General features: G+C 46.3%; 26 protein-coding genes and 2 pseudogenes. 11 read left to right on the top strand and 17 right to left on the bottom strand.

All coding sequences use genetic code 11. The features are described 5' to 3' along the window. Positions 1 to 235: 235 nt before the first annotated feature. The gene (locus tag A9236_RS07815; RefSeq protein WP_071464828.1) at positions 236 to 454 is read left to right on the top strand and encodes a hypothetical protein; all 219 of its coding nucleotides are present in this window, start codon (positions 236 to 238) and stop codon (positions 452 to 454) included. A 10-nt stretch (positions 455 to 464) separates the two neighbouring features. Here the strand turns inward: A9236_RS07815 and A9236_RS07810 are convergent, their stop codons facing one another. Then, positions 465 to 842 (bottom strand): hypothetical protein, encoded by a 378-nt coding sequence (locus A9236_RS07810; RefSeq protein WP_071464827.1) that lies wholly within the window; start codon positions 840 to 842, stop codon positions 465 to 467. Beyond that, on the bottom strand, positions 843 to 1070 hold the full coding sequence (locus tag A9236_RS07805; protein WP_071464826.1) for a hypothetical protein: 228 nt from the start codon (positions 1068 to 1070) through the stop codon (positions 843 to 845). Between the two features lie 100 nt (positions 1071 to 1170). On the opposite strand from A9236_RS07805, the gene A9236_RS07800 reads away from it, so the two are divergent. Beyond that, entirely contained in the window at positions 1171 to 1836 is a 666-nt protein-coding gene (locus A9236_RS07800; RefSeq protein ID WP_071464825.1) for an alpha/beta hydrolase, read from the top strand. Here A9236_RS07800 and A9236_RS07795 read toward each other — a convergent pair. The 3 genes and pseudogenes from A9236_RS07795 to pmbA form a co-directional block, all read right to left on the bottom strand. Continuing rightward, complete coding sequence (locus A9236_RS07795) at positions 1833 to 3116, bottom strand: NRAMP family divalent metal transporter (protein ID WP_071464824.1); 1284 nt, start codon at positions 3114 to 3116, stop codon at positions 1833 to 1835. The genes A9236_RS07800 and A9236_RS07795 overlap by 4 nt on opposite strands. 106 nt (positions 3117 to 3222) lie before the next feature. Further along, positions 3223 to 4306, bottom strand: a pseudogene (locus A9236_RS07790) (TRAP transporter substrate-binding protein). Between the two features lie 53 nt (positions 4307 to 4359). Further along, positions 4360 to 5663 (bottom strand): annotated as a pseudogene (pmbA, locus tag A9236_RS07785) (metalloprotease PmbA). A 71-nt stretch (positions 5664 to 5734) separates the two neighbouring features. Between pmbA and mog the strand changes: the two are divergent. Further along, on the top strand, positions 5735 to 6358 hold the full coding sequence (gene mog, locus A9236_RS07780; protein ID WP_071464821.1) for a molybdopterin adenylyltransferase: 624 nt from the start codon (positions 5735 to 5737) through the stop codon (positions 6356 to 6358). 33 nt (positions 6359 to 6391) lie between these two features. Here the strand turns inward: mog and orn are convergent, their stop codons facing one another. Continuing rightward, positions 6392 to 6979, bottom strand: a complete 588-nt coding sequence (gene orn / locus A9236_RS07775; RefSeq protein ID WP_071464820.1) for an oligoribonuclease — start codon at positions 6977 to 6979, stop codon at positions 6392 to 6394. A gap of 15 nt (positions 6980 to 6994) precedes the next feature. On the opposite strand from orn, the gene A9236_RS07770 reads away from it, so the two are divergent. Together A9236_RS07770 and rsgA are read left to right on the top strand one after the other, a co-directional pair. Then, complete coding sequence (locus A9236_RS07770) at positions 6995 to 8245, top strand: M48 family metallopeptidase (RefSeq protein WP_071465129.1); 1251 nt, start codon at positions 6995 to 6997, stop codon at positions 8243 to 8245. Positions 8246 to 8259: 14 nt separating this feature from the next. Next, positions 8260 to 9273 (top strand): ribosome small subunit-dependent GTPase A, encoded by a 1014-nt coding sequence (gene rsgA, locus A9236_RS07765; RefSeq protein ID WP_071464819.1) that lies wholly within the window; start codon positions 8260 to 8262, stop codon positions 9271 to 9273. Here rsgA and A9236_RS07760 read toward each other — a convergent pair. From A9236_RS07760 to rpsP, 6 genes are all read right to left on the bottom strand, one after another. Next, on the bottom strand, positions 9218 to 10177 hold the full coding sequence (locus A9236_RS07760; RefSeq protein ID WP_071464818.1) for a CobD/CbiB family protein: 960 nt from the start codon (positions 10175 to 10177) through the stop codon (positions 9218 to 9220). The genes rsgA and A9236_RS07760 overlap by 56 nt on opposite strands. Then, positions 10174 to 10911 (bottom strand): CoA pyrophosphatase, encoded by a 738-nt coding sequence (locus A9236_RS07755; protein WP_071464817.1) that lies wholly within the window; start codon positions 10909 to 10911, stop codon positions 10174 to 10176. The genes A9236_RS07760 and A9236_RS07755 overlap by 4 nt, the downstream gene beginning before the upstream one ends. A 66-nt stretch (positions 10912 to 10977) precedes the next feature. Then, positions 10978 to 11373 (bottom strand): 50S ribosomal protein L19, encoded by a 396-nt coding sequence (gene rplS / locus A9236_RS07750; protein WP_071464816.1) that lies wholly within the window; start codon positions 11371 to 11373, stop codon positions 10978 to 10980. 123 nt (positions 11374 to 11496) lie between these two features. Next, positions 11497 to 12243, bottom strand: a complete 747-nt coding sequence (gene trmD / locus A9236_RS07745; RefSeq protein WP_071464815.1) for a tRNA (guanosine(37)-N1)-methyltransferase TrmD — start codon at positions 12241 to 12243, stop codon at positions 11497 to 11499. Between the two features lie 4 nt (positions 12244 to 12247). Beyond that, the gene (rimM, locus tag A9236_RS07740) at positions 12248 to 12814 is read right to left on the bottom strand and encodes a ribosome maturation factor RimM (RefSeq protein WP_071464814.1); all 567 of its coding nucleotides are present in this window, start codon (positions 12812 to 12814) and stop codon (positions 12248 to 12250) included. Positions 12815 to 12907: 93 nt separating this feature from the next. Next, on the bottom strand, positions 12908 to 13153 hold the full coding sequence (gene rpsP, locus A9236_RS07735; RefSeq protein ID WP_071464813.1) for a 30S ribosomal protein S16: 246 nt from the start codon (positions 13151 to 13153) through the stop codon (positions 12908 to 12910). A 261-nt stretch (positions 13154 to 13414) separates the two neighbouring features. Between rpsP and A9236_RS07730 the strand changes: the two genes are divergently transcribed. Together A9236_RS07730 and A9236_RS07725 are read left to right on the top strand one after the other, a co-directional pair. Continuing rightward, positions 13415 to 13909, top strand: coding sequence for an META domain-containing protein (locus A9236_RS07730; RefSeq protein WP_236638785.1), 495 nt, complete (start codon positions 13415 to 13417; stop codon positions 13907 to 13909). Positions 13910 to 13933: 24 nt separating this feature from the next. Further along, on the top strand, positions 13934 to 14380 hold the full coding sequence (locus tag A9236_RS07725) for a hypothetical protein (RefSeq protein WP_071464812.1): 447 nt from the start codon (positions 13934 to 13936) through the stop codon (positions 14378 to 14380). Here the strand turns inward: A9236_RS07725 and A9236_RS07720 are convergent. Genes A9236_RS07720 through A9236_RS07705 form a run of 4 tightly spaced genes read right to left on the bottom strand, consistent with a single transcriptional unit; the run spans position 14374 to position 19663 of the window. Then, the gene (locus A9236_RS07720) at positions 14374 to 16812 is read right to left on the bottom strand and encodes a DNA internalization-related competence protein ComEC/Rec2 (protein WP_236638781.1); all 2439 of its coding nucleotides are present in this window, start codon (positions 16810 to 16812) and stop codon (positions 14374 to 14376) included. The genes A9236_RS07725 and A9236_RS07720 overlap by 7 nt on opposite strands. Positions 16813 to 16867: 55 nt before the next feature. Further along, complete coding sequence (locus A9236_RS07715; RefSeq protein WP_071465126.1) at positions 16868 to 17704, bottom strand: TatD family hydrolase; 837 nt, start codon at positions 17702 to 17704, stop codon at positions 16868 to 16870. 11 nt (positions 17705 to 17715) lie between these two features. After that, positions 17716 to 18411, bottom strand: a complete 696-nt coding sequence (locus A9236_RS07710) for an ABC transporter ATP-binding protein (protein WP_071464811.1) — start codon at positions 18409 to 18411, stop codon at positions 17716 to 17718. Beyond that, positions 18404 to 19663 (bottom strand): lipoprotein-releasing ABC transporter permease subunit, encoded by a 1260-nt coding sequence (locus A9236_RS07705; protein ID WP_236638830.1) that lies wholly within the window; start codon positions 19661 to 19663, stop codon positions 18404 to 18406. The genes A9236_RS07710 and A9236_RS07705 overlap by 8 nt, the downstream gene beginning before the upstream one ends. Before the next feature lie 49 nt (positions 19664 to 19712). On the opposite strand from A9236_RS07705, the gene A9236_RS07700 reads away from it, so the two are divergent. The 4 genes from A9236_RS07700 to lysS all read left to right on the top strand — a co-directional run bounded on the left by A9236_RS07700 (position 19713) and on the right by lysS (position 25182). Then, a complete protein-coding gene (locus tag A9236_RS07700) occupies positions 19713 to 20702 on the top strand; it encodes a hypothetical protein (RefSeq protein WP_071464809.1) in 990 nt (329 codons plus the stop codon). Beyond that, positions 20699 to 22462 carry a single-stranded-DNA-specific exonuclease RecJ gene (gene recJ / locus A9236_RS07695; RefSeq protein WP_071464808.1) on the top strand — a complete coding sequence of 588 codons (1764 nt, stop codon included), beginning with the start codon at positions 20699 to 20701 and terminating at the stop codon, positions 22460 to 22462. The genes A9236_RS07700 and recJ overlap by 4 nt, the downstream gene beginning before the upstream one ends. A gap of 46 nt (positions 22463 to 22508) precedes the next feature. After that, positions 22509 to 23613 (top strand): peptide chain release factor 2 gene (prfB, locus tag A9236_RS07690; protein WP_143070596.1). Its coding sequence is split into 2 segments (ribosomal slippage): positions 22509 to 22589 and positions 22591 to 23613, totalling 1104 coding nucleotides; the frame shifts between segments, so codons are not numbered across the junction. Between the two features lie 12 nt (positions 23614 to 23625). After that, positions 23626 to 25182 (top strand): lysine--tRNA ligase, encoded by a 1557-nt coding sequence (gene lysS / locus A9236_RS07685; RefSeq protein ID WP_071467831.1) that lies wholly within the window; start codon positions 23626 to 23628, stop codon positions 25180 to 25182. 59 nt (positions 25183 to 25241) lie between these two features. Here lysS and cysK read toward each other — a convergent pair whose 3' ends face one another. After that, a complete protein-coding gene (cysK, locus tag A9236_RS07680; protein ID WP_071464806.1) occupies positions 25242 to 26219 on the bottom strand; it encodes a cysteine synthase A in 978 nt (325 codons plus the stop codon). Positions 26220 to 26395: the final 176 nt, after the last annotated feature.

Here is a 26395-nt window from a genome sequence, read left to right as displayed (position 1 = left end):
ATGAGGTGACCATTTACTTGCTTAAGTCATTAAACAACATTGTTTTTTGTGTCAATTCAATGACTTGCACTACTTAAGTGCGAGCTAGGAGTCAATTCCCACTATTAATGCAGTCTTGCGTCCTTTTTATTTGGCTTCTAATCCCCCCAATCGGTAAACACCCAATTGGTGCATGCAATTTTCTTTATTGTGCAGATTGGAAATTACTACTAATTTCTAGAACTTAAGATAGGGTATGCGTATCAAAATTACCAAATCTTTAGTCCTTAACGCCCAAATCCATAACACTGAAAGTGTGCCTGAGGCCCTCTTTCCGGAGGGAGAGTATCTTGCCAATCTGACTCCAGAGGGGAAGATAGAAGTTATCAATACCAAAAAGATTAAAGCACTCTTTTCATTCTCTCAATTTAGAGAAAAAATCTCCCAAGGAGATTTTGTAGTAGTTGAGGCATAGGCTAGTTCAGCTAGTGATCCAAGTCCAAACTCTGGATTAGGCTGGCTAGTTTAATGATAGATTCAAACGTATTAGAGCTGCTCGCTTCTACATCCAAATTCTCCCAATTGAATTCCAATGAGAAATGGGCGGATTCAATAATCAACTCATAACTTGAACTAGCTTTGTTTTCTGGGTCTGCCTTCATTTCCTCGGTGACTGGAACCTTCAAGGTTTCAATGGCTTCCAGCAGTATTTGTGATTCTGAATCAGAAAGTTCACGGCTATGCAGGACATCATCGGTTCGCTTAATAGAAATCTTCGATACGCTATCAATGGTAACTTCGTATTGATTCAGACCCAAATCAAACCAGACAGTTAATTCAATTGCAATTGGATAGGTTTTCATTTAATCGACCTCGTCAGCATGGGCTTCATCAAAATGTTTTTGTTGGGGTTTTAGCTTTGCCCCCAATTGAGCCCACTGACTCTGTTGAGTACGGTAGGTGCAATTATCGGCATGATTCTCTAATAGGCCAAAAATAATAGTCGTTGGTATCTTGCAATAAGAACATCGATATGCATGCTGATGCTCTTCAATCTTTTCTTGCGGATAGTCTATATAAAACGGCTTCATTGGGCACCTCCGATAGCAATCAGAATTCTTATAAACATACTACACCCCATTAGAATAGACTCATACTGAAAGATAGTCTTTTAAGGAAAGCGAAATCATTATGTTGCCTTGCATCGAATTAGAAACTGCTCCCAACCCTAGTGCTGCTGTTATTTGGCTGCATGGTCTAGGTGCTGATGGTAATGATTTTGTACCCATTGTTCCTGAGTTACACCTTCAGGGATGCCCGGCTATTCGGTTCATTTTTCCAAGCGCGCCCAGCATGCCAGTGACGGTAAATGGCGGCTATGTGATGCCTGCCTGGTATGACATCATCGGCAGAAATCTGATGGATCAAGAAGATACTGATGGCATTCATCAATCGGCCGCGTCCGTAACTGAACTTATTGAACGTGAAGCCAGTCGTGGGATTGCTTATAACAAGATTGTTTTGGCAGGCTTCTCGCAAGGCTGTGCAATGGCGTTACACACCGGGCTTCGCTTTCCACACAAGCTCGCTGGCATTATGGCTTTATCCGGATACCTACCATTGGCAATGTCACTCCATACGGAAAAGCATTCCGCTAACCAAACTACGCCAATCTTTATGGCACATGGCCTGTATGACGAAGTTGTGGTACCTGAACGCGCTGAAGCGTCCTATGCCATGCTAGAAAAAATGGGGCATCAAGTGAGCTGGAATGAATATCCTATGGAGCACTCTGTCAATCATGAAGAGCTAATGGATATCTCCCGCTTCTTGCAAAGTGTTTTGATCAATTCTTAAGCGATAAACATATAGATCGCTGCTATCGCCATAAAGGCGGTTGCTAGCCAGCCAAATATTTTCATACTACTAGTGGCTACGTGTGGCCCCATGACTGAGGTACTAGAAGAGAGAATCATGATGGCAACCATTAGCGGGACTGCAACTACCCCATTGAGGACTGCACTCCAAAACAGGGCTTTCATAGGGCTGATAGGCGAATACTGAATTGCTAAAGCGCCCAACACACTTAGGGCGATGATTAAATAAAACTTACCAGCTTGCTTTGCAGTGTCTTCAAGACTAGATCGCCATCCAAACACTTCTGATAAAGCATAGGCCGCTGATCCAGCTAAGACTGGCACACCCATGAGCCCCACACCTAGAATACCCAGCGCAAATAAAAGGAAGGCAAATTCCCCTGCTAGGGGTCTTAATGCTGAAGCAGCTTCAGCAGCTGTATTAATGTCCCGAATACCTGCAACATGCAGAGTGACTGCAGTTGCCAAAATGATGCAGTAGGCAGCCACATTGGAATACAACATACCGCTCCAGGTATCCCAAGAAATCCTACGCAGTTCAGAATGAATCTCTAACTTTCCAGGCTCGTCAACGTCCTTGAGCAAGCTTTTCTCATGGCGCATATTCATATCCTCCACCTCTTGCGATGCCTGCCAAAAGAATAAATAGGGGCTAATTGTTGTACCAAATACACCCACTACTACTGCCGCAGAATCTGCATTCATCGGAAAGCTTGGGAAAAAGGTACTCCAAATGACATCACCCCAAGGAACATGCACTGTAAAGAGAACCGCACCATAAGCCAATAAGGATAGGGAAAGCCACTTCAAGAAAAACACATAGTGTCTATAAGGAATCAAGATTTGCAGCAGTAGCGTGAATAAAACAAACACTCCAGTCATGATGTGCCAATTAATTCCAGTGACTAATTGAGCAACCTCACCCATCGCTGCAATATCAGCAGCAATATTGAGCACATTGGCAATCAAGAGAATACCGACAAGGATGATGAGTACGGCCGGAGGAAATGCCAATTTCATATTAGCTGAGAGCCCTCTTCCTGTGACTCGACCTATACGCGCGCACAGCACTTGAATAGTCGACATCAAGGGATATGCAAAGGGCATGGTCCACAACATATTGAGGCCAAACTGCGCTCCAGCTTGAGAGTAAGTGACGATACCACTCGGATCATCATCAGCAACTCCAGTGACTAAACCTGGACCTACCCTTGATAAAGGATGCTGCTTAATACGCGTCCAGATAGTGGAGAGATTCACAATGCTGACAGTTGATTGGCAATCATTGTTCTAGTGTAGTGCGGAATAGACTTAAAAAAAGAAAAAGGGCTTAATTGAGCCCTTGGGATGAAAGCAAAGCAATCTCTTACAGTTTTTTATTGAAGCTGTATTGAGCAAATGCTTGCTCAGCAACCCCAAACCACTGCGCTTCCATATTTCTAAAGACGCGATAGTCATCAAAGATCTTTTTAAATTGCGGATTCTTGGCAGACTCTTCAGCATAGGTCTCTTGGCTGGCTTTAAAACAGGCATCCATTACAGAAGTATTAAATTTACGCAATACGGCGCCATTTTGCAAAAGACGTTGTAAGGCAGGGGGGTTGAGGGCATCGTACTTTGCGCACATATCAGTATGGGCCTCAAAGCAAGCTGCCTCCCATGCTGCTTGATATGACGGCGGCAATGCATCCCACTGTTTTTTATTCACCAAAAAGGATAGTCCTGCAGCTCCCTCCCAAAAGGCCGGATAGTAATAATTTTTTGGCTACCTTTGCCAAGCCAAGCTTTTCATCATCGTATGGCCCAACAAACTCGGCGGCATCAATGGTGCCCTTTTCTAGGGCTGAATAAATCTCACCAGCGGGTAGCTGTTGCGGGACAACGCCTAGCTTTGCCAATACTTGACCGGCAAAACCAGCGATCCTGAATTTGAGCCCCTTAAGATCTTCTGGTGATTTAATTTCTTTCCGGAACCAACCACCCATTTGAGTGCCAGTCTGACCACCCAGAAAGTTGACAATGTTGTAGCTTGCATAGAGTTCACGCATTAACTTCATGCCATTACCGTGCAGCATCCATGCGGATTGCTGACGGGCAGTCATACCAAATGGAGCTGCAGTATCAAAAATGAAGGCGCTATTTTTACCTAAGTAGTAATAACTAGCTGTGTGACCGCACTCTACGGTGCCATTTTGAACAGCATCAAGCACCTGCAATGCCGGCACAAGCTCACCAGCTGCAAAGACTTTGACATTAAATTTACCGTCCGTCGCCTTACGTAAAGAGTTTGCAAAGACTTCCGGAGTGCCATACAGAGTGTCCAGAGATTTAGGAAAGCTAGACACCAAACGCCAGTTGAGCGTAGGCAAACTTTGTGCAATTGCTGGGGCACCAATCGCTGCAACTCCTGCACCTATCGTTGCCTTCTTTAAAAAAGAGCGTCTTTGCATTCCAATCTCCCTTCAGTATTTTTTAATATTTATTGCAGATTCTATTGCTAGGTTTATTTTCCACCAACCGTCATTGATCCAATCAAAATTGAACCCGTCTCCTTGGTACCTCTGATTAAGGTATCGCTACCAATCAAAGCAATATCTAAAAGCATATCGCGCAAGTTACCGGCAATCGTTACTTCTTCCACTGGATACTGAATCTCACCATTCTCAACCCAGTAGCCAAATGCACCGCGAGAGTAATCTCCAGTCACATAATTGACACCCTGCCCCATTAATTCAGTCACAAGCAAACCTGTTCCCATTTCTTTTAAGAGCGCAGGCAATCCACCTTTCGGCGTCTTCTTGCTTTGCAGTGTTAGGTGATGTGAACCACCTGCATTACCAGTGGTCTGCATACCTAGCTTGCGCGCAGAATAGGTAGAGAGAAAATAGCCCTCCAAAATTCCTTTATCGACAACCGTACGAGCAGCAGTTTTCACACCCTCTTCATCAAATGGTGCACTACCTGTCATTGCTTTGAGATGGGGATTCTCAAAAAGACTGACATGTTTAGGTAACACTTGTTTTCCGAGGCTATCGAGCAAAAAACTCGAGCGACGGTATAAAGCTCCGCCAGACACTGCTTGCACCAAACCACCAAGTAAGCCCGCCGCTAAGGGCGCCTCAAAGATCACAGGGCAGCGGCGTGTAGTGAGCGACCGCGCCTTTAAACGTGAGAGTGCACGCTGAGCCGCATACCTACCAATTGCCGCAGGATCGGCTAACTCCTCGGGAATACGCGAACTGGAATACCAATCATCCCGTTGCATGTGAGTATTTTTTCCCACCTTCACTTGCAATGGGTGCGCACGAAATATAGTGACGAAGAAAATGGATACCCACCCATAAATCCGTGTGAGGTTCCCATCATGAAATGGGCATGGTGCGCAGAGACTGATGCACCATCACTATTTTGAATTTGCTTACTCACTGCAAAAGCAGCGCCTTCTGATATACGCGCAATTTCTACTGCGTGCTTTGCATCAATATCCCATGGGTGGAATAAATCCAGATCCTGTGGATTTTTTTCTAATAACTCTGCTTCGGCTGGACCAGCGCAATTATCTTCAGCGGTATGCTGAGCAATGTGATACGCAGCATCTACGGTGGCCTTTAAAGACTCTTTTGAAAAATCACTCGTGCTGGCATTACCTCGGTGATGACCCAAAAATAAAGTCACCCCCACCTGTTTATCCAGACTTTGCTCAATGGTCTCAACCTCGCCCTTGCGAACGGTTACTGAAAGCCCTTGGCCTTCGGAGATCTCCGCGACCGCGTCAGAGGCGCCCCTTCTTTTGGCCTCTTTGAGCATGAAATTGATAATTTCTTGAAACTGGCTAGATGAATATGTAAACATGCCCTAATAATAGCTAGAATAGAAACATGAAGCATACCGAAGCCCTGAAACGCAATACGCCTAATGAGGTCAAAATTGGCCTGATTTCGGTTTCTGACCGCGCCAGCAAGGGCGTTTATCGGGATGAAGGCATACCGGCGCTCCAAGCATGGCTCATGAAGGCAATTAGCAATACCTGCACTTTTCATGAGCGTCTCATTGCAGATGAAACAGAAATCATTACGGAATCGATTATTGAGTTGGTAGATGAGTTTGGGTGCGACCTGGTACTGACCACTGGTGGAACTGGCCCATCTCTTAGGGATGTAACTCCTGAAGCCACTATTGAAGCTGGTACACGAGAAATGCCAGGCTTTGGCGAGCAAATGCGTCAGATCAGCCTTAAATTTGTACCCACAGCCATTCTGTCTAGACAAACTGCAGTACTTCGTGAAATCGAAGGCCACGCTGCCCTGATCATTAATTTACCTGGTCAACCTAAGGCAATCGCAGAAACTCTAGAGGGCCTCAAGGATGAGAACGGTAAATCGATTGTGCCCGGCATCTTTGCCGCCGTACCCTACTGTATTGACCTCATTGGTGGACCCTATATTGAGACCAATGAAGAGGTCATCAAAGCCTTCCGACCCAAGAGTGCTCTTAAGAAGTAAGGCCCACCAAGAGGTCCGCAATTGCGGACTTTTTTATTGAGGAAGTGGCACGATAAATTTATCGCGGTAATACTTCAACTCTTCAATCGATTCTTCAATATCAGCCAAAGCAGTATGTGCCTGCTTTTTGGTAAAACCTTTTACCAACTCGGGATGCCAACGCTTGCAGAGTTCTTTTAAAGTGGATACATCCACATTTCGATAATGAAAATAGGCCTCTAACTTAGGCATGTACTTAGCCATAAAGCGACGGTCCTGACCAATGGTATTGCCACACATCGGGGCAATACCGGCCTTGATATATTTCTTCAAAAAGGCAATGCATTCTGCTTCTACCATTGCCTCATCCATGGTGGAGGCTTTGACTTTGTCAATCAAGCCTGAGCGGCCATGGGTACCCTTATTCCAAGCATCCATGGCATCCAATAGAGCATCTTCTTGATGCACTACCCAAACAGGGGCTGTTGCAATGGTATTCAGATGGGCATCTGTCACAATAATTGCGATCTCGAGAATCCGCTCTGTTTCGGGGTTAAGCCCTGACATCTCCATATCCACCCAAATGAGGTGCTCATTAGCCGGTGCCACCTTGCCTGCTGCTGTATTCGTTTGTTCGCTCATATCTATAATGATCTCATGACCTTCACAATTGTTTTCCTAATCGCCTTTATCGCCAGTTTTGGCCTCCGCCACTGGCTCTCTCAACGTCAAATCCGCTATGTTGCCCGACATCGAGATACCGTACCTCCGGAGTTTGCTGAAAAAGTGACTCTGGCTGAACATCAAAAAGCTGCCGACTACACCATCGCCAAATTACGCCTTAGTATTTTAGAAAATGGTGTGAGCGCCGTTATTTTAATTGCCTTCACTTTATTGGGTGGTCTAGAAATTCTGAATCTCATCCTACTGCAATTCATGGGCGAAGGCATTGGTCAGCAAATTGCTCTACTTGCTTCCATTGCCATCATCTCGGGAATGATTGATCTTCCCTTTTCCTGGTACAAACAATTTCATTTAGAAGAGCGCTTTGGCTTTAACCGCATGGGTAAAAAATTATTCTTTACCGACATGCTTAAAGGGATCGCACTTGGCGGGCTTATTGGCTTGCCATTGCTTTGGGTAATTCTGACTCTCATGCTCAAAGCAGGAGGCCTCTGGTGGCTCTGGGCTTGGGCAGTACTCTCCGTATTTAGCCTCTTAATGCAATGGATCTTCCCAACATTTATTGCACCCCTGTTTAATAAGTTTCAGGCCCTAGAAGATGGTCCACTCAAAACCCAAATCGAAGCCTTGCTTACCCGCTGCGATTTTGCCAGCCAAGGCTTGTTTGTCATGGATGGTAGCAAGCGGAGTGCGCACGGTAATGCATTCTTTGCGGGCATGGGAAAAGCAAAACGGATTGTCTTCTTTGATACGCTGATTGAAAAACTCAATCCTGGCGAAGTAGAGGCGGTTCTTGCACATGAACTAGGCCACTTCAAATGCAAACATATTCGCAAGCGTCTGATCGTTTCTTTTGCTTTGAGCTTTGCAATGTTTGCATTACTGGGTTGGATCAGTACCCAAGTTTGGTTTTATACCGATCTGGGCGTCATGCCCAATCTCAATGGCTATAACGGTGGCCTAGCTCTCGCCCTATTTATGTTGGTATCGCCAGCATTTAGCTTCTTCCTTACGCCACTAGGAAGCCTTGCTTCACGCAAACACGAATACGAAGCCGATGGCTTTGCTGCAGAAAAATCGTCAGCCAAAGATTTGATTTCTGCTTTAGTGAAGCTATATCAAGATAATGCTTCAACCCTGACGCCTGATCCGATCTATACCGCTTTCTATAGCTCGCATCCTCCTGCCCCATTGCGCATCGCTAACTTGCAGCGTTTTAGCTAGAGCAATCTAATAGCATGGAACAATTTCACGCGCTACTGACCGCTTCTTATGGAAGGCATTATTTAGCGCAGCGTCTAGTTGCGGACGCACTCGATAATGAATCGCCCAGCGGCCCACTCATTCAGGTGAGCACTCCAGCAAAACAACATATCGGCGCTGTTGGTGATCGCATGCTATTGGAAATGACCTCGGCTGATCAAGCACGCATCATTCAGATTGAGCCTCGCGAGAACATTCTGTATCGTTCAGATGCTTTCAAGAGCAAGATTATTGCCTCTAATGTTGATCAAATTTTAGTGGTGCTAGCAACACAACCTGCTTTCTCGCCCGATCTCTTGGGAAGAGCCGTAGTAGCTGCTGAAGCCAATCAAATTGGTTTACATATTTTGCTCAATAAGTGCGATCTCAAAGATAACTTAGAACATGCTCGCAAAATCATTGCGCCTTATGCCCGCATGGGCTATCCAGTGAGCGAAGTATCGGCAAAATTTGATAGCACCTCAATTGAACTCTTGCGCCCCGTAATCGCAGGCAAGGTATCTGTTTTTGTAGGCCAATCAGGAATGGGTAAATCTAGTCTACTCAATGCTTGGGTTCCCAATGCTGCGGCACTCACTCAGGAATACTCAGTTCGCTTAGATACTGGCAAACACACTACCACTGCTTGCCGCTATTTTGAATTGCCTGAAGCTTGGGGTCGAAGCGAATCTGGAAAACTCGGCGCACTCATTGATTCACCAGGCTTTCAAGAATTTGGTTTGGCTCATATGTCGGTCAGCGAGTTACAACATGCCTTTAGAGAATTTAAAGACTTGTTAGGCAAATGCCGTTTTCATAATTGCACCCACCAGTCTGAACCGGATTGCGCTGTACGTGATGCAGTAGACAGAAATGAAATAGCGCCAGAAAGACTGGCGCTATTTAGGCAGCTGCTTTCAGACTCAAAAACAGCGGATACTCAAATTCAGGGAATTAGCCAAGCCAAAGAGCGATGGTCAGCATTAGCAACAAAGCCATCCAAGCGATAACTAAGCGCCACACCAAACCTACCGCAGAACGCATTGTGCGCTCAGTCGGCTCAAGACCAACTTCATACGCCACCGGCTCTCCAGCCTCAGCCATACGCAAGGCCTCATCACTATCCGGCTCACTCAAAGGCTCACCCAAACGCACACCTAGTGCACCACTACCTGCTGCCAAGATCACTGCATTCAATGGGTCAGCCCATTTCTGGGTCAAGTAGCGCCATGCATACACTGCGCCCTCAAAGTTGCCAACAATGGCAAAGCCCATCGCAGTGATTCGGGATGGAATCCAATCCAATACATAGAAGAAATGACGCGCCGCTTCGCTCAGGTTGTAATCGCCAAGCTCAGACCAACGCTGTGCAGCGATGTCAGCCAAGCGATAGAGAACCACACCTGAAGGACCCATTGGCATCATGAACCAGAAGAGCACACCAAAGACATGGCGATGTGAACCAATAATGGCGCGCTCAAGCGCGAATGAAATTACCTCGGCTTCAGAAAGTTCTGAGGTATCTAGTTCTGGGCCATACCATTCAGCAAGGGCTAAGCGTGCTGCAGGCAAATCATGCGCTTCAATTGCTTCATGAACTGCAGTAAAGGAGTGGCTGAACTGACGGAAGCCAAAGAATAAGTAAGCAATTACGATATTCCACAAGAAACCCAGAATCGGATAAGTCACCATGCAAGTGACGTACACCATAAATACTAAGAAGGTTGGCAGAATGAATGCAACCATACAAGCCATACGCGCGCCCACCGGGCTTGCACCTGCGTCAGTCTTGCCACCGAATTCAGCAGCGACCCAATCCAACCAACGGGCGCTCATACGCGCAATCCAATGGCTAGAAGTCACTGGGCGATATTGCTCAGCAATGAGGGCGAAGAGGATAGAAAAGAAAGTCATACTTTTAATAAATGATAAAGGTTACGCAACATTCCCGCAGTAGCACCCCAAATAAAGCGGCCCTCATAAGGCATTGAATAAAAACGACGCCCGCCCTGCTCACTTTGCCACAGTCTAACCTGATGGTTGGCAGGATCTAATAAAAAATTCAGTGGCACCTCAAAGATATCGGCCACTTCAAACTCATCTAAGACATATTCTGCCTGAGGCTGGACTAATCCTACTACAGGGGTAACGCTATAACCAGATACCGTCAAATATTGAGGAAGATGTCCGATGATCTCTACCCGCTGAGGATCTAAACCGATCTCTTCTTGACTCTCCCTTAAGGCAGTGTCATTTGGACTCAAGTCCTCGGGGTCCATACGCCCACCTGGAAAACTAATCTGCCCAGCATGATCACGTAAATGATTCGTTCTTTGAGTCAGCAAAACAGAGAGGCCATCTTCTTTCAATAGCAACGGAATTAATACTGCTGCTCTGGTTACTTTTCCGACCGCCTGACGACGAGCAATAATGTCGGCCGCAATGACGTGACGATTCTCATCCGTAATTTCAGGCTGCCATTCTGGAGGGCATTGAAGACGCTGCCTCAATCCCTGCGGCTGCAGAAATTCAGGGGCAACCTTTTTATCGCCAGCGCAAACCTCATGAATCGGAATGGCTTCCGCATTAAAGCCTGGGGGCGCAGCTACATTAATTGCATCTTCTTCGGGCTTTGAGGTTTTGGGCATAGTCATATTCTAAGGCAACAAAAAAGGCGACCTAGGCCGCCTTCTTGGTTTGCTTCAAAGCAGCAATTATTCAGCAGCAACAGCAGCTGTTGGTTTAACACGTGCTTGAAGTTTTTCTTTAATACGTGCTGACTTACCAGAACGATCGCGCAAGTAGTACAACTTAGCACGACGTACATCACCGCGACGTTTCACTTCAACGCTAGCGATTAATGGTGAGTAAGTTTGGAAAGTACGCTCAACGCCTTCACCAGAAGAAATCTTACGCACGATAAAGCTGGAATTAAGTCCGCGATTACGTTTAGCAATCACAACGCCTTCAAAGGCCTGGGCACGCTTACGTGTACCCTCAACTACGTTTACGCTAACAACTACTGTGTCACCAGGCGCAAAGCTTGGCAAAGTTTTGTTAGCACTTAAGCGAGCAATTTCTTCTTGCTCAATTTTTTCAATTAAATTCATTTTGAATCCTTAAACATCGTATTAGCGTTTAATCCCGAGATATAAATCAACGGACCTAATAGAGGATGCAGTTAAAACAATTTCACTAAACCAAAAAACCAAACCTTTAAATCACTACTGAATTCACAGCGAGCGAAGAAATTGTTCATCTTCTCGGGTTAGCAACCCATTGGTTCTGGCCAAATCAATTAAGTCCGGCCTCAACCTCAACGTCAGCTCTAAAGACTTCTGCCGACGCCAATCCGCTATTTTAGCGTGATGTCCGCCTAAAAGCACGTCCGGCACCGATAAATTTTCATAAACCTCTGGTCTGGTGTAGTGCGGATAGTCCAAAAGACCGTTCATAAAGCTGTCCTGAGTGGCAGATTGGCCATCCCCAAGAGCCCCAGGAATCAGCCTAATAACCGCATCCATCATGGCCATAGCGGGGATTTCACCCCCAGAAAGCACAAAATCACCTATGGAAAGCTGCAAATCAACGTTCCGCTCAACAAAACGTTGGTCTATTGCCTCATAGCGACCACAAACAAAGGTTAAGTTGCCCATATTCAGGATATCGGACGCCATTTTTTGAGAAAAACGCTCGCCTTGAGGAGCTAAAAGACAAATTGGCCCCGTTTTTACTCCGGCAGCCTGGTGGGAGGCCTTGATACCGGTAACCGCATCTTCGAGGGGCTTGGCCATCATCACCATGCCTGGTCCACCACCATAGGCACGATCATCTACCGTCTTACGAGCATCAGAACAAAAATCTCGTGGGTTCCAAAGATGAATACTTGCTAAAGATTGCTCACATGCGCGACCAGTAATGCCCCACTGTGTGAGCGCAGAAAACATCTCCGGAAATAAGGTGACAACATCAAAGCGCATGTTTTTATTGCCAGTCCAATTGCCAATCGAGCGTGATCGTCTTGTTTGGTAAGTCTACGTTTTGCACCACTTCTTTTACGAAGGGAACTAAGTATTGAATATTTTTAGTACCAGCATCGCCGATAGCGATTACGCCATGTGCGCCATTTTCAGTAACGTCGATAACATCACCAAGGGATTCATTTTGCAAATTGATTGCGTGGCAACCAATTAAATCAACCCAGTAATAAGAATCACTCTCCGCTTTTGGAAAGGCATCACGCGCAACCAAAATGCGGGCTCCCTTGAGAGCCAAAGCCTGATCACGATCAGTGACGCCCTCTAGCGCAACGACTACATTGCCGCTATGCATCTTGGCGCTCTTAACTTTGTATTGAGTCAATGAGGCTTGCTCTACAGACGCAGAAACGCCAGCATCCCTATGCGGGATTAGTGAAAGCCAAACTGCTTTAGAAGAGAGAAGTCCTACAGGGTCTGGAGAGTGAGGTCTAACCTTCACTTGCCCCTGCAAACCTTGCGCCTCAGAAATAGCGCCAAGCTCGATCAAATCATTTAGGGAAGGTGTACTCATTTGCAAGCCACCCTATCTTCCTAAAATGAAACTACCAATCAATTTCGTCACTAAAAGCATCATCCTCAAGATGACGCTTTTAGTAAGCGAATATTAAACAGCAGGATTGTTCTTAATTAAACGAACAACCGTTGGAGAAATTTGCGCTCCAACACCAGTCCAATAAGTCAAACGATCTTGAGCAATGCGCATAGCTTGCTCAGATGCAGCTGCTTGTGGATTGAAGTAACCAATGCGCTCGATAAAGTTCGAGTCACGACGGTTGCGCTTATCAGTAGCAACGATGCTGTAAAAAGGGCGCTTCTTAGAGCCGCCGCGTGCCAGTCGAATGACGACCATACTTATTCCTTAAAATCTAAAAATGAAAACAGGTTGATTACAACCCAATGAAATTTCTACAAAAAACCTTGGGCTCCAGCTCACCAACTAAACGTACGGTAAAGCGGAAAACCTCATATTCTAGACGAAAACCCCTACTTCTTCCACCTATTTAAGCGTCTAAACCAGTAGAATAGTAGCGATAGTAATATAAAAAATACATATAAATCAAATACTTATAACAATATGCTCCTAAAAACACCCTTTTTCACCATCAACAGAGTGAGCTCAAAAAGCCTCCTGGTTGCACTTTCTTGGGTGGGAATAGGCCTTTTAAGTGCTTGTGCGAACGTGATTCCACCCTGCGGCGCCAAAATCAGCCCTCCTAGCAGCGAACTGCGTAATACCAAATGGGAGCTCAATCGCTGGAATCTGGCACCCAATAGCAATGGTGAGGTGCGCGCCAGACCAATTCCTCAGGGCGAGGCCAGCAACCCTATTCAAATTACCTTTGATGCTAACGGTCAACGTATCAGTGGCTCAACTGGGTGCAATCGCTTTACTGCAGAACTGGATGAAGATGCTCGCGGCTTCAGTCTAAGCAAAATCACCAGCACCAAAATGGCCTGCAGCCCACAGCGTATGGAATTAGAGAATGACTTTCTCTATGAGCTCAATGATTACCGCAGCATCGTTCGTAATGGCGACCAGTTACTCATGATTGGCACAGACCGTGAAGTGCTAAGTTTTGTTCAACGCCCTACTGCCAATAAATAAACTAATTACCTATTCAACAAGGCCATGAAAAAATCCAAACTCCTATTTTGCGCACTCGGATTATTTTTTCCTGGTAGCGGTCTCAATTGTTTTTATCTACAGGGAATCAAATCCTTTTGGGCTTGGACACAATTGCTTGCATTGATAGGCGGCGTTATTGGTTGGGGCCTTCTGAAAGATGCGCGCTTTATTTCAGCGCCAGGCTGGGTACTTCTCACTTTTGGGTTTATTGCCTTAGAAGCCAGCTGGCTCACCACTATTACCTTTGGTTTACGCCCTGATGAAAAATGGGATGCTCAATTTAACCCTGGCATTGCAGAACAGGATCGCAGTCAATCGGGCTGGCTTGTCATCCTTACTGTGATTTTCTCGCTCGTACTTGGTGCTGGCATCATGATGACATTTCTTGCAATTGCATTTGAGCAATTTTTCATTTCTCAACTTCAAGAAGCAAGAAAACTTTCTCAGTAATCCTGGGCATCTTTGCGGTGCCATAAGCGATCAAGCTCTTGTCTCCAGAATTTGACGGAGTGCTTAGAGCCTGAGCCGAAGAACCAGAGTTGCGCTCCCGTTCTCGGTGTTTGATAAAACGGGGTGTCCATGTTTGCATATCGTGCAGTAACTGTTGGATGTGGGTGACCATAACGATTACGATAGCCATTCTGCGCAAAAGCAATTTCTGGATTTAACTTCTTAAGTAACTCCAGTGAGGAAGAAGTTTTGCTGCCATGGTGTGGGGCCATAAACACCAACTCGCGATCACCAATTGAATTGAGAGCGGGCCCATCCAAACGATCAATAACGTGAGATTCACCTTGCCTTTCGACATCCCCCGTTAGCCACAAAGAATGATTTTGGTTGCGCACCTCAAGTACGCAACTCATTTCGTTGGGCTTCATAGAGTATTGATCCTGAAAAAGGGTTTCTTCATGTGGATGCCAAATCAAAAAATCGACACCATCCCAATTCCAATGCTGGCCATAGCGACAGGGAAGACTGGGGATTTTTCTAGACTGCAAATTCAATAACAATGCATTGTTATTGGGCAAAGAACCCATCATCGAACCAAATGAAACTTGTTTCAGTAAAGACGCCGCCCCTCCAACATGATCACTATCACTATGACTAATCACCATACGATCAATGTGCGCAATTCCTCTACCTCGTAAATAAGGCAGAATCACTCTTTGCCCAGCATCATCTCTTTTCCCTTGAATGGGACCCGTGTCATATAAGAGCGCTTTGCTACGCGTCTCAATCAATACAGCCGTACCCTGCCCAATATCCAACACCGTAGCCCTAAACTCCCCTGGCTTTAAGGAGGTAATTCCTAAAGTACTTAGTGGAGTAAATAAGAATAATGAGGGAAGCAAAGCCAGCGCTCTCAATTGATAATCCTTAAGTAACTCCCCAGGACGAATGGCATAAATAATTCCGGCTCCTGATAAAAGTAAGAGCCACCATTCTGGCTGCCTAGACCAAGCGACCGCCCAACTCCAACCAGCCATCCACTCCAACATGATTCCCAAATATTCCATGGATAGGTGTGCGGGCAATAAGAGCCATCGCCCCATAAAGTCTGGCAATAATGCCCCGGCAATAGCTAGAGGAGTCACCACATAACTCACCAAAGGAATCGCAAAGGCATTGGCAAACGGTGAGACTACTGAGACTTGATAAAACCAATATAAAGTGAATGGTAATAGCGCAATCGTGACAACTGCTTGAACACGGCATGCCTCACGCAAGGCTTGCCACGCACGACTCAACCAATGCACTTCTAGCTCTTTACCGGTGGGTATCCCAAGCAATCCCGAAGAGTTACCCATCGCAAAGAGAATGGCTGCAACTGCTCCAAATGACAGCCAAAAACCGGGGGTGTAAGGCGCCATTGGATCAACCACTAAAACAAAAGCCAGTGCCCACCACCAAATATCAAAAGATCGTGGGTTCCTACCGGTCCAAAGTGCGAAAGCTACAACACCAACCATATACATCGTTCGTTGCGCCGGTATCTGAAATCCAGCCAACCATGCGTAGATAAATGCCGTTACAAATCCAGAAGCTGCGGCAACCTTGCTAATCGGAATGAGAAGAGGCCAAGTACGGCGGCGCCAGAGCATTGCCGCAAGAGAGGCGCCAATACCGGCCAACATAGTGACATGCAAACCTGATATAGAAATGAGGTGCCCTATGCCCGTTGCATTAAATACTTGCCAATCTTCTTGATCAATCGCATTTTGATCGCCCATCACTAAAGCAATGATCACGCCCGCATAGCGCGCATCCTTAGGTAAAAGTGATTGAATCTTTTGACGCAACTTCCAGCGTGCCAACTCCATTCGCAAGGCAAATTCAGCATAGCCAATCTCTTGAGGTAGCAAAAGCTCACCAGACCTTACTGAGCCACTGGCACCAAAATCTTGATGAAAAGACCAACGCTCAAAGTCAAAGGTGTATGGATTTAATGAACCATAAGGTCTTTTGAGTTTGACTTTCAATTTCCATCGTTGGCCAGGAATGATTTCAGGAATGGTCTGATTGCTCCTCCACGCAGGCTGCCAGCTTAAATAGATTCGCTTTGGAAATGGTGCAATTTCATCCCTACCAGATAGAAGATGATCGATTTCAAATGCAAATTTGGCGCCTGTAGAGCTACTCTGTGGCAAGGCGATGACTCTACCTTCTACGCCTAATTCCCTTCCCTCTAACTCAATATCCAGAATGTTTGCTAGACGATTTTCCGCATAGCGCGCATTCCATGCAAAGCCAATACTAAATAGCAAGATGCCTATCAAAATCTGCCGATACCATTGAGAGCGAGGCTGTAGATATAAGAAAAATGAACAGAGTGCACTGACCGCAAAACATGTCAGCAGCCAGCCAGATGGAACTTGTGGCAAAAAGAAAAGGAATGATCCCCCGGCAATAAATGCCGTTATCGCTAAGCGCAAGGATTTAAGAGGCTAAGGTTAGATTTGAATTGTTGGCACAGAGCGCCGACCAACGTGGTAATACTTGCATGGCATTGCGCCATACAGCAGATGCAAATTCAAGATCGCTAACGCCACGAATACCAGCCAACTGTTTAGCAATACGAGGTAGAAAAGCAGGCTCATTAAATGCAATGCCCTCATCTCTCAACCAAGCTGGTGGAATATCGGGCGAATCTGTTTCGGTAACAAGGCTATCAAGCGGTAGCTCAGTTAAAAGCCTGCGAATCTGTAGTGCTCGCTCATACGTTGCTGCACCACCAAACCCCAACTTAAATCCCAGTCCAATAAATTGCTCGGCCTGCTGAAAACTTCCATTAAATGCATGTGCTATCCCACCAGGAATTGTTCGAGCTCTGAGAGCTTTCAAAATAGCATCCTGAGAGCGACGGACATGCAATATCACGGGTAATTGATACTTCTGAGCCAAATCTAATTGCGCATGAAATAAATATTCTTGCTTATGAGGATCTAAACCTTCGACGAAATAATCTAAACCGATCTCACCAACACCCACAAATCGAGGATCAGATAGTGATTGGGTGATTTGCTCTTCCAAAATGGCTAAGTCGTCTTCATGGGCTTGATTGGTATACAAAGGATGAATGCCCAGCGTATAAACCAAACCCGGAATGTCATTGCTATATTGAGAGGCTAGTGCTCTTATATTTTGACAATCAGCGGCTTTAACTGCAGGCAACAAAATAGCTTTTACGCCCTTTTCACTTGCAGCTGAAATAATTGATAGCAAGGAGTTTGAAAACTCTGGTGCATCCAGATGGCAGTGAGTATCGATCCACATGGGATGCTGGGTCATTGCGCGAAAGTCTTTAATACTCCGCGCTCTAAATGCAAAATACGATCACAACGTTTAGCGCGTACTGGATCATGCGTCACGATCACAAAGGCAGTGCCTTGTTCGCGAGCAATATCTAACATCAAATCAAACACACCATCAGCAGTTTCGGTATCTAAGTTTCCAGTAGGCTCATCAGCCAACACACAAGTTGGATTGCCAACCAATGCCCTAGCTACCGCAACACGCTGACGCTCGCCACCAGATAGCTCAGCAGGTGTATGTAATTCACGCTTTGCCAAGCCTACGGCTTTGAGCATCTTGCTGGCGCGCTCCATTGACTCCTCGTTACTGAGGCCACGTATGCGCAAGAGCAATGCCACGTTCTCCACTGCGCTGAACTCATCCAATAAATGATGGAATTGATAAATAAAACCTAAACTCTGATTGCGCAAGCGATCTAACTTAGCAACCGATAGCTGATTGATATTGGCACCATCCAATAAGACCGAGCCAGAACTTGGAGTATCCAAGCCGCCCAATAAATGTAGCAATGTGCTCTTGCCAGACCCAGATGAACCCACAATAGCCACCTTCTCAGAGGCTGCAACATCCAAGTCAACCGATTTAAGGACCTCTACCGCAGTAGGCCCTTGACCGTAAGTCTTGGCGAGGCCTCTGGCTACTAATACTGGTTTTGGCAGATCACTCATAGCGCAGAGCCTCCGCAGGCTGAACCTTTGCAGCACGACGACTAGGGTACAAAGTTGCCAGCACCGATAAGCCAAAGGCCATTAAACCCACCGTGACCACATCACCCAAACGAACATCAGATGGCAACTCGCTAATAAAGTAGACCTCGCGTGGCAAGAAACGCACGCGGAAGATAGCTTCAATCGCAGGAACAATCACATCAATGTTGAGTGCGATGAGCAAACCCAATCCAACGCCTGCTAAAGATCCCAGCAAACCAATTGCCAAACCCTGTACTAAGAAAATGCGTTGAATTAAACCCGGGCTCGCACCCATCGTTCTCAAAATCGCAATATCTGCCTGTTTCTCATTGACCGTCATTACCAAAGTAGAAACTAAGTTAAATGCGGCTACTGCAATAATCAAAGTCAATATGATGAACATCATTTTCTTTTCAGTTTGAACAGCTGCAAACCAGTTGCGATTTGAGCGTGACCAATCTGTAATCCATAAAGCCTGGGGTACTACAGCAGCAAGCTCATTAGCAACTTCTGGTGCACGCTGCATATCATCTACCTTGACACGTAAGCCTGATGGATCATGAAGGCGCAGCAAGGCTGCAGCATCTTTCCAATGCATCACAGCTAAAGAGCTATCGTATTCATAGTGACCGCTATCAATAATGCCAACCACTTGGAGAGTGCGCATACGCGGCATAGCACCTGCAGGCGTTAAATCACTTTCAGGAACAATGAGATTAATGCGATCGCCAACATGAGCACCAACCAAAGACGCCAGTTGAGCACCTAAGGCAACGCCAAAGCTTCCAGGCTTGAGATCATCAATACTACCGGCAACAAATTGTTTAGGTAGATCAGAAACTTTACCCTCCTCGCCCGGAGCAACTCCTCGAATCGCAACGCCACGCATGACATTGTCGCGAGTAAGCAAGCCTTGGGAGCTGACCATTGGCGCAACACCAATGACGTGTGGCTGCGCTGCCACTTTTAGAGCAAGCGGTTCCCAGTCTGCCAAACCATCTGGTGAGGTGATTTCTACATGGGATAGAACGGAGAGCATACGATCCCGTACGTCTTTCTGGAAACCATTCATCACTGATAGGACCACAATAAGCGAGGCAACCCCTAAAGCAATGCCTGCAGTGGAAATTCCGGAAATAAAGGAAAGGAAGCCATCGCGCTTGCCAACCGTCTTGCGACGCTTGGAGCGGGTATAGCGCAAGCCAATTTCTAGCTCAATAGGAAGTCTCAACATAGCCACAGTTTAGACAATTGCACGGGCAAACTGATGGAATACGTAAATGCCACCTAAAATCAGGGAAATGACTGCAAACGCTACCTCCCCTCAAAACGCCGAAAGCACTCTAAGGCGCTTTACCCTGATGTTATCGGGGGAAGATGTCTTAGAGGATCAAGACATTGGGGATCAGCCACTAAAAGGGCTGCCCCATGAACGCTTTCTGCTCGGCGATCTAGTGCCAATTGCACCCATTCTGCTGGTGGGACAGTCCGAGCAGGAGGTAAATCCTCATTTAGAGATCGCTTGCTTACAGCCTGTCCATTTACATGCTACACGTGACCATCTCATTTTGATGAACCAGAATCAGGTCGATCTGACAGAAACTGAATCCTCTCAACTTCTTAAAGCAGCGCTTCCCTTTATTGAAGAGGATTTTCAAAATTCAGTGTTGTTTCATAACCAGTACTACTGGTTTATTCCAGCAGGTCTTTTTGCAAGCCTAGCAACATACAGCATTGATCAAGCGTATGGTCGTAATATTGATTGGTGGATGCCACGAGACACCCATGAAGGAGGACTGGCAAAACGTTGGCGCAAATTGCAAAATGAAGTACAGATGCTTTGGCATATCGATCCCACAAATGAAGAGCGTGAGCAACGTGGCCTACCAAGTATTAACTCTTTATGGATTAGTGGCATCGGCAAACTCAATGATGTTCATGCGCCTGAAGCCATTAAACAGTCGCAACAGATTTATGGTGAACACCCCATGTTGACAGGGCTGGCGAAGTATTTAAGCATCCCATGCAGCCCTACTATCAAAGCCGATACACTGGTCGGAGCGTTTGCATGGCTGAACCAGCCAGAGTCGATATGGCCACAAGTGAACAAGGCTCTCGCTGATAAACAACTAGATGAATTGTTCATCATTGATTTTCCTAATGGCAAAGTACGAGAGCGCATCATCACTCAAAAAGACCTATTAAAAAAATCTTGGGCATTCTGGAAAAAAGCTGAGCCCCTTACCTGGCATGAAATTATTTCGTCATGAGTCTTTTTTCTCAACGCCCTTTTTCTGAACGCACTGCCACTTGGTTACAGCAAAGTGGTTTACATCCTTTGCTAGCGCGTTTATATGCTGCTCGTGGATTGGAATCTCCCGAAGAGCTCTCGCTGGAATTAAAAAACCTGATCTCTCCAACTGAACTGAAGAGTTGCATCAGCACTGCCAGCTTGCTTGCAAATATTCTGGAGAAGAAAGAAGCAATGCTCATCGTGGCAGACTACGACTGCGACGGGGCTACAGCTTGTGCGGTAGGCCTACGAGGCCTGCGGATGTTGGGTGGGCCCGATACCCCTATTCATTTTCTGGTTCCCAATCGCTTTACGATGGGCTACGGCTTAACGCCTGAAGTCGTTGAGCTCGCAGCACAACAAACACCGAAACCTAAATATCTCATTACAGTAGATAACGGTATTGCCAGTGAAGCTGGTGTAGATCGCGCTCGCGAACTTGGCATGGAGGTCATTGTGACCGACCATCACTTGCCTGGTGATCGATTGCCAAATGCGACTGCGATTGTGAATCCCAATCAACCTGGATGCACGTTTCCTAGCAAAGCTCTCGCTGGTGTAGGCGTCATGTTTTATGTATTAGTAGCACTACGTGCAGAACTACGTAAGCGGGGTAAATTTACTAACGAGACCCAACCTAAAGTGGAGAACCTCTTAGATCTCGTTGCACTAGGTACCGTTGCTGACGTTGCGCAACTTGATCGCAATAATCGCGTCTTAGTTTCTAATGGTTTGAAACGCATTCGGGCTGGTATCTCTCAACCTGGCATTCAAGCGCTATTTCAAGCAGCAACTCGCGATCCCCGCAAGGCCAACACGTTTGACTTAGGATTTGCTATCGGCCCTAGACTCAATGCTGCCGGGCGTTTAGCGGATATGACTTTAGGCATTCGCCTATTACTGACTGACGACGTCGATGAAGCAATGACGCTTGCCCAGGAACTCGATCGCATTAATCGTGAGCGTCGTGTGATTGAAACTGGCATGCAAGAAACTGCGCTTGCTCATCTCTCAGAAGATCAACTTGCGGGAACGATGGCGCAACGCACAAGCATTTGCTTATGGAATCCTGAGTGGCACCAAGGGGTGGTTGGCATTGTGGCTTCACGCTTAAAAGAACGTTTTAACCGCCCTGCGATTGTATTTGCGCCCGATGGCAACACTGGAGAAGAGTTACGTGGCTCTGGCCGATCGCTGACTGGATTTCATTTAAGGGATGCGCTCGATATCGTTTCAAAACGCGAGCCGGGCTTGATTCTTAAATTTGGTGGTCATGCAATGGCGGCAGGTCTGACAATCCGCAAAAGTGATTTTGAGAAGTTTGATGCCTGCTTTCAGGAAGTAGCAAACAGTCTATTAACGGATGAAATCCTGGAGCGTCGCCATCCACATGATGGCACCCTGCAGCCTTCTGAATTTACCTCTGAGATTAGTGACCTTCTCGCCGAAGAGATCTGGGGTCAAGGCTTTCCGCAGCCCGTCTTCTACGGAGATTTCGAAATCACCCAGCAAAGCCTCATGAAAGAAAAGCATTTACGCCTGCTGTTGCGTCCGCTAGGTTCTGACCCAGCAGAAGACAAACAAGCAGCTAAGCCATTAACGGCTGTCTGGTTTAACCGTACCCAAACCTTGCCGGCCAAAGCCAAACTTGCTTACCGCCTAGTAACCGATCGTTATCAGGGCCAAGCCCGAGTTCAGCTGATGATTGAGGCGCATGATGAGAGTTCCAGCAACTAGGTCCGCAGCAGAGAGTCGGATGCAATAACCCCCTTATAATTAGGGTATGGAAGCTGAACAACTAAATACTATTTCAAATACCTTGTCCGACCTGCTCACCCGTGAGCAAGCTCTTCGGGGGTATCTTTGACTTCGAAGTAAAGTCACGTCGCCTTACTGAAGTTAACTCGATCCTGGAAGATCCCACAATTTGGGATGATCAAAAGAAAGCCCAAGCACTCGGCAAAGAAAAAAAATTGCTCGACGGCGTGGTTGCTACCCTTACGGATTTAAATACCAATATCACTGGCGCCATCGAACTCTTCGACATGGCTAAAGAAGAAAGTGATTTTGAAACAATCGCCGCAATTGAATTAGACGTTGAAGGCTATAGCAAGATTGTTAATGATCTTGAGTTCCGCCGCATGTTCCACAATGAGATGGATTCTTGCAATTGCTTTATTGATATTCAAGCAGGCGCTGGCGGCACTGAGGCTTGCGACTGGGCAAGCATGCTCTATCGTCAATACCTTAAATATTGTGAACGCAAAGGTTACAAAACCGAGATTCTGGAAGAATCGGATGGTGACGTTGCCGGTATCAAGAGTGCCACCATTAAAGTCGATGGTGAATACGCTTATGGCCACCTTCGCTCTGAGACGGGCGTGCATCGCTTAGTGCGTAAGTCTCCATTTGATTCATCTAATGGACGCCATACTTCATTTGCCTCTATCTACGTCTATCCGGAGATTGATGATTCGATTGAGATTGAAGTCAACCCCGCAGACATTCGCACTGATACCTACCGCGCTTCTGGTGCAGGCGGTCAGCACATTAATAAAACTGACTCTGCGGTGCGCCTAACCCATATTCCAACAGGGATTGTGGTGCAGTGTCAGAACGATCGCAGCCAACACCGTAACCGTGCTGAAGCTATGAGCATGCTCAAGTCACGTCTTTACGAACATGAGATGCAAAAGCGTCGTGCAGAGCAAGACAAGTTGGAGGCTAGCAAAACGGATGTGGGCTGGGGTCATCAGATCCGCTCCTATGTTTTGGATCAAAGCCGCATCAAAGATTTACGCACTAACGTTGAGATCTCCAATACTCAAAAAGTATTGGATGGTGATCTTGATGCCTTCATTGAAGCCAGCCTGAAACAAGGCGTTTAATTACTCACGAATATGAACGATAAAACGAATTCATCTAATACCCAAGCCCCAGCTACTGAAGTAGTCGATGAGAATCACATCATTGCGGAGCGACGTGAAAAGCTTGCGAAGTTACGTGAAAATGGTGTCGCATTTCCGAATGACTTTGTGCCAACCCATTTAGCTGCCGACTTACATACCCACTACGACAGCTTGACCAAAGAAGAGTTGGCCGAGAAGAAGATTCATGTGAAAGTTGCTGGCCGCATGATTCTCAAGCGCGTGATGGGTAAAGCAAGTTTTGCCACCATCCAAGATCGCACAGGCCAAATCCAGTTTTATATTAATGATGAAATTACTGGTGCAGATACCCATGGCGCCTTTAAGCACTGGGATATGGGTGACTTTATTTCTGCTGAAGGCAATCTCTTCAAGACCAATAAAGGCGAGCTCTCGGTTGAGAGTAGTAACTTGCGCTTACTGAGTAAATCCTTGCGTCCTTTGCCAGATAAGTTTCATGGCCTCTCTGATCTTGAGACCAAATATCGTCAACGCTATGTAGACTTGATCGTCAACCCAGAGAGTCGCAACACATTCAAAGCCCGTAGCAATGCCATTGCATCGCTACGTCGCCATATGCTGGATGCCGATTTTATGGAAGTAGAAACTCCCATGCTCCACCCCATTCCAGGCGGTGCAGCTGCCAAACCTTTTATTACGCATCACAATGCTTTAGATATGCAGATGTTCTTGCGTATTGCGCCTGAACTTTATCTCAAGCGTTTAGTGGTCGGTGGCTTTGAGCGTGTATTTGAAATCAACCGCAACTTCCGCAACGAAGGCGTCAGTCCCCGCCATAACCCAGAATTCACCATGATGGAGTTCTACGCGGCATATACCGACTACCGTTGGTTGATGGATTTCACTGAAGGCCTAATTCGTGCAGCGGCAATGGATGCACAAGGCACAGCAGTATTGACTCATCAAGGTCGTGAATTGGATTTGAGTAAACCATTCCAACGCCTGACCATTAATGAAGCGATCCTCAAGTATTGCAGCCAGTCGGGCAAGAACTATGAAGCAGCCCAGCTCGAAGATATCGCCTTTATTCGTGCCGAGTTGAAAAAAGGTGGTGAGAATCCCGATTCTCCAACCCTCAAGAATGCTGGCATTGGAGCACTGCAATTGGCTTTGTTTGAGTTAGTCGCCGAGGAACATCTATGGGAGCCAACTTACATCATTGATTACCCAATTGAAGTAAGCCCGCTTGCTAGAGAGTCTGATACTCGACCAGGCATTACTGAACGCTTTGAGTTATTCATTACCGGTCGCGAGATTGCCAACGGCTTCTCTGAGTTGAACGATGCTGAGGATCAAGCCAATCGCTTCCGCAAGCAAGTAGAACAAAAAGAAGCAGGTGATGAAGAAGCAATGTACTTTGACCATGACTTCATCCGCGCCCTCGAATATGGTATGCCCCCAACAGGCGGCTGCGGTATTGGTATCGACCGTTTAGTGATGCTGCTCACAGATGCGCCAAACATCCGTGATGTGATTCTCTTCCCGCACTTACGTCGCGAAGAAGAGTAAAAACAAAAGGCACCCTAGGGTGCCTTTTTTGATGCCAACCCATCGATGAAGAGATCGCCTTAAGCAGGCAAACCTTTTTCATCAAACACACCTTCAAACAAAGCTGAACTCAAGTAACGTTCCGCAGTATCAGGCAACACAACCACGATTGTTTTACCTGCGTACTCAGGCTTCTTAGCCAGACGGACAGCAACTGCAGCAGCTGCACCACAAGAGATACCAACCAAAATACCTTCCTCCTTAGCAATGCGACGGGCAAACTCAATCGCCTCTTCATTACTTACTTGCTCAACCTTATCAACCACAGATAAATCAAGGTTCTCTGGAACAAATCCAGCGCCAATGCCTTGAATCTTGTGTGGAGCTGGCTTGATTTCTTCACCATTTAGTTTTTGAGTGATGACTGGACTAGTTGTTGGCTCTACTGCAACCACTTCAATATTCTTTTTCTTTGTGTTTTTGATGTAACGTCCAACACCCGAAATTGTGCCGCCCGTTCCAACGCCAGCAACAAACACATCAATCTTGCCGTCAGTGTCCTCCCAGATTTCTGGGCCAGTAGTTTTTTCATGAATCGCAGGATTAGATGGGTTGCTAAATTGCTGGAGCAATACATACTTAGAGTCAGACTCAGCAATTTCTTTCGCTTTAGCAACTGCACCATTCATGCCTTTAGGACCTTCGGTCAACACAATCTTGGCACCTAAAGCTGTCAGCAATTTACGACGCTCAATACTCATGGTTTCTGGCATCGTCAGCGTGAGTGGAATACCCCGCGCTGCTGCTACGAAGGCCAAAGCAATCCCAGTATTGCCAGAAGTTGGTTCGACAAGTTCTTTGCCGGGGCCCAAGAGCCCTTTTTCTTCGGCATCGTTAATCATGGCCACGCCAATGCGGCATTTGACTGAGTAGGCTGGATTACGCCCTTCAATCTTGGCAAGCACAGTGGCTTTAGCACCATCAGTAACGCGATTTAGACGCACTAATGGGGTCTTGCCAATTGTTTGTGAGTTATCTGTAAAGTAAGTCATAGTCATTCCTACAAAAAGGGAAATAAGCCGAAATGGGCTTCATATCGCTTGATATCTTATGGCATGAGCCCATTTTTGTAAAACAAGCTGAATGCATAAGCTAATTACTAAAAACACTATTGATATCGCCTATATAGACACTCTTCAGAATTAGAATCAATTAGGTTAAAACTTCTAACAAC

Origin of the sequence: Polynucleobacter sp. QLW-P1DATA-2, assembly GCF_001870365.1 — a bacterium.
In the GTDB taxonomy this organism is placed as follows: Bacteria; Pseudomonadota; Gammaproteobacteria; order Burkholderiales; family Burkholderiaceae; genus Polynucleobacter.
Note: the sequence above shows the minus strand (reverse complement) of the source record. Positions and strands in the feature narration are given on the sequence as shown.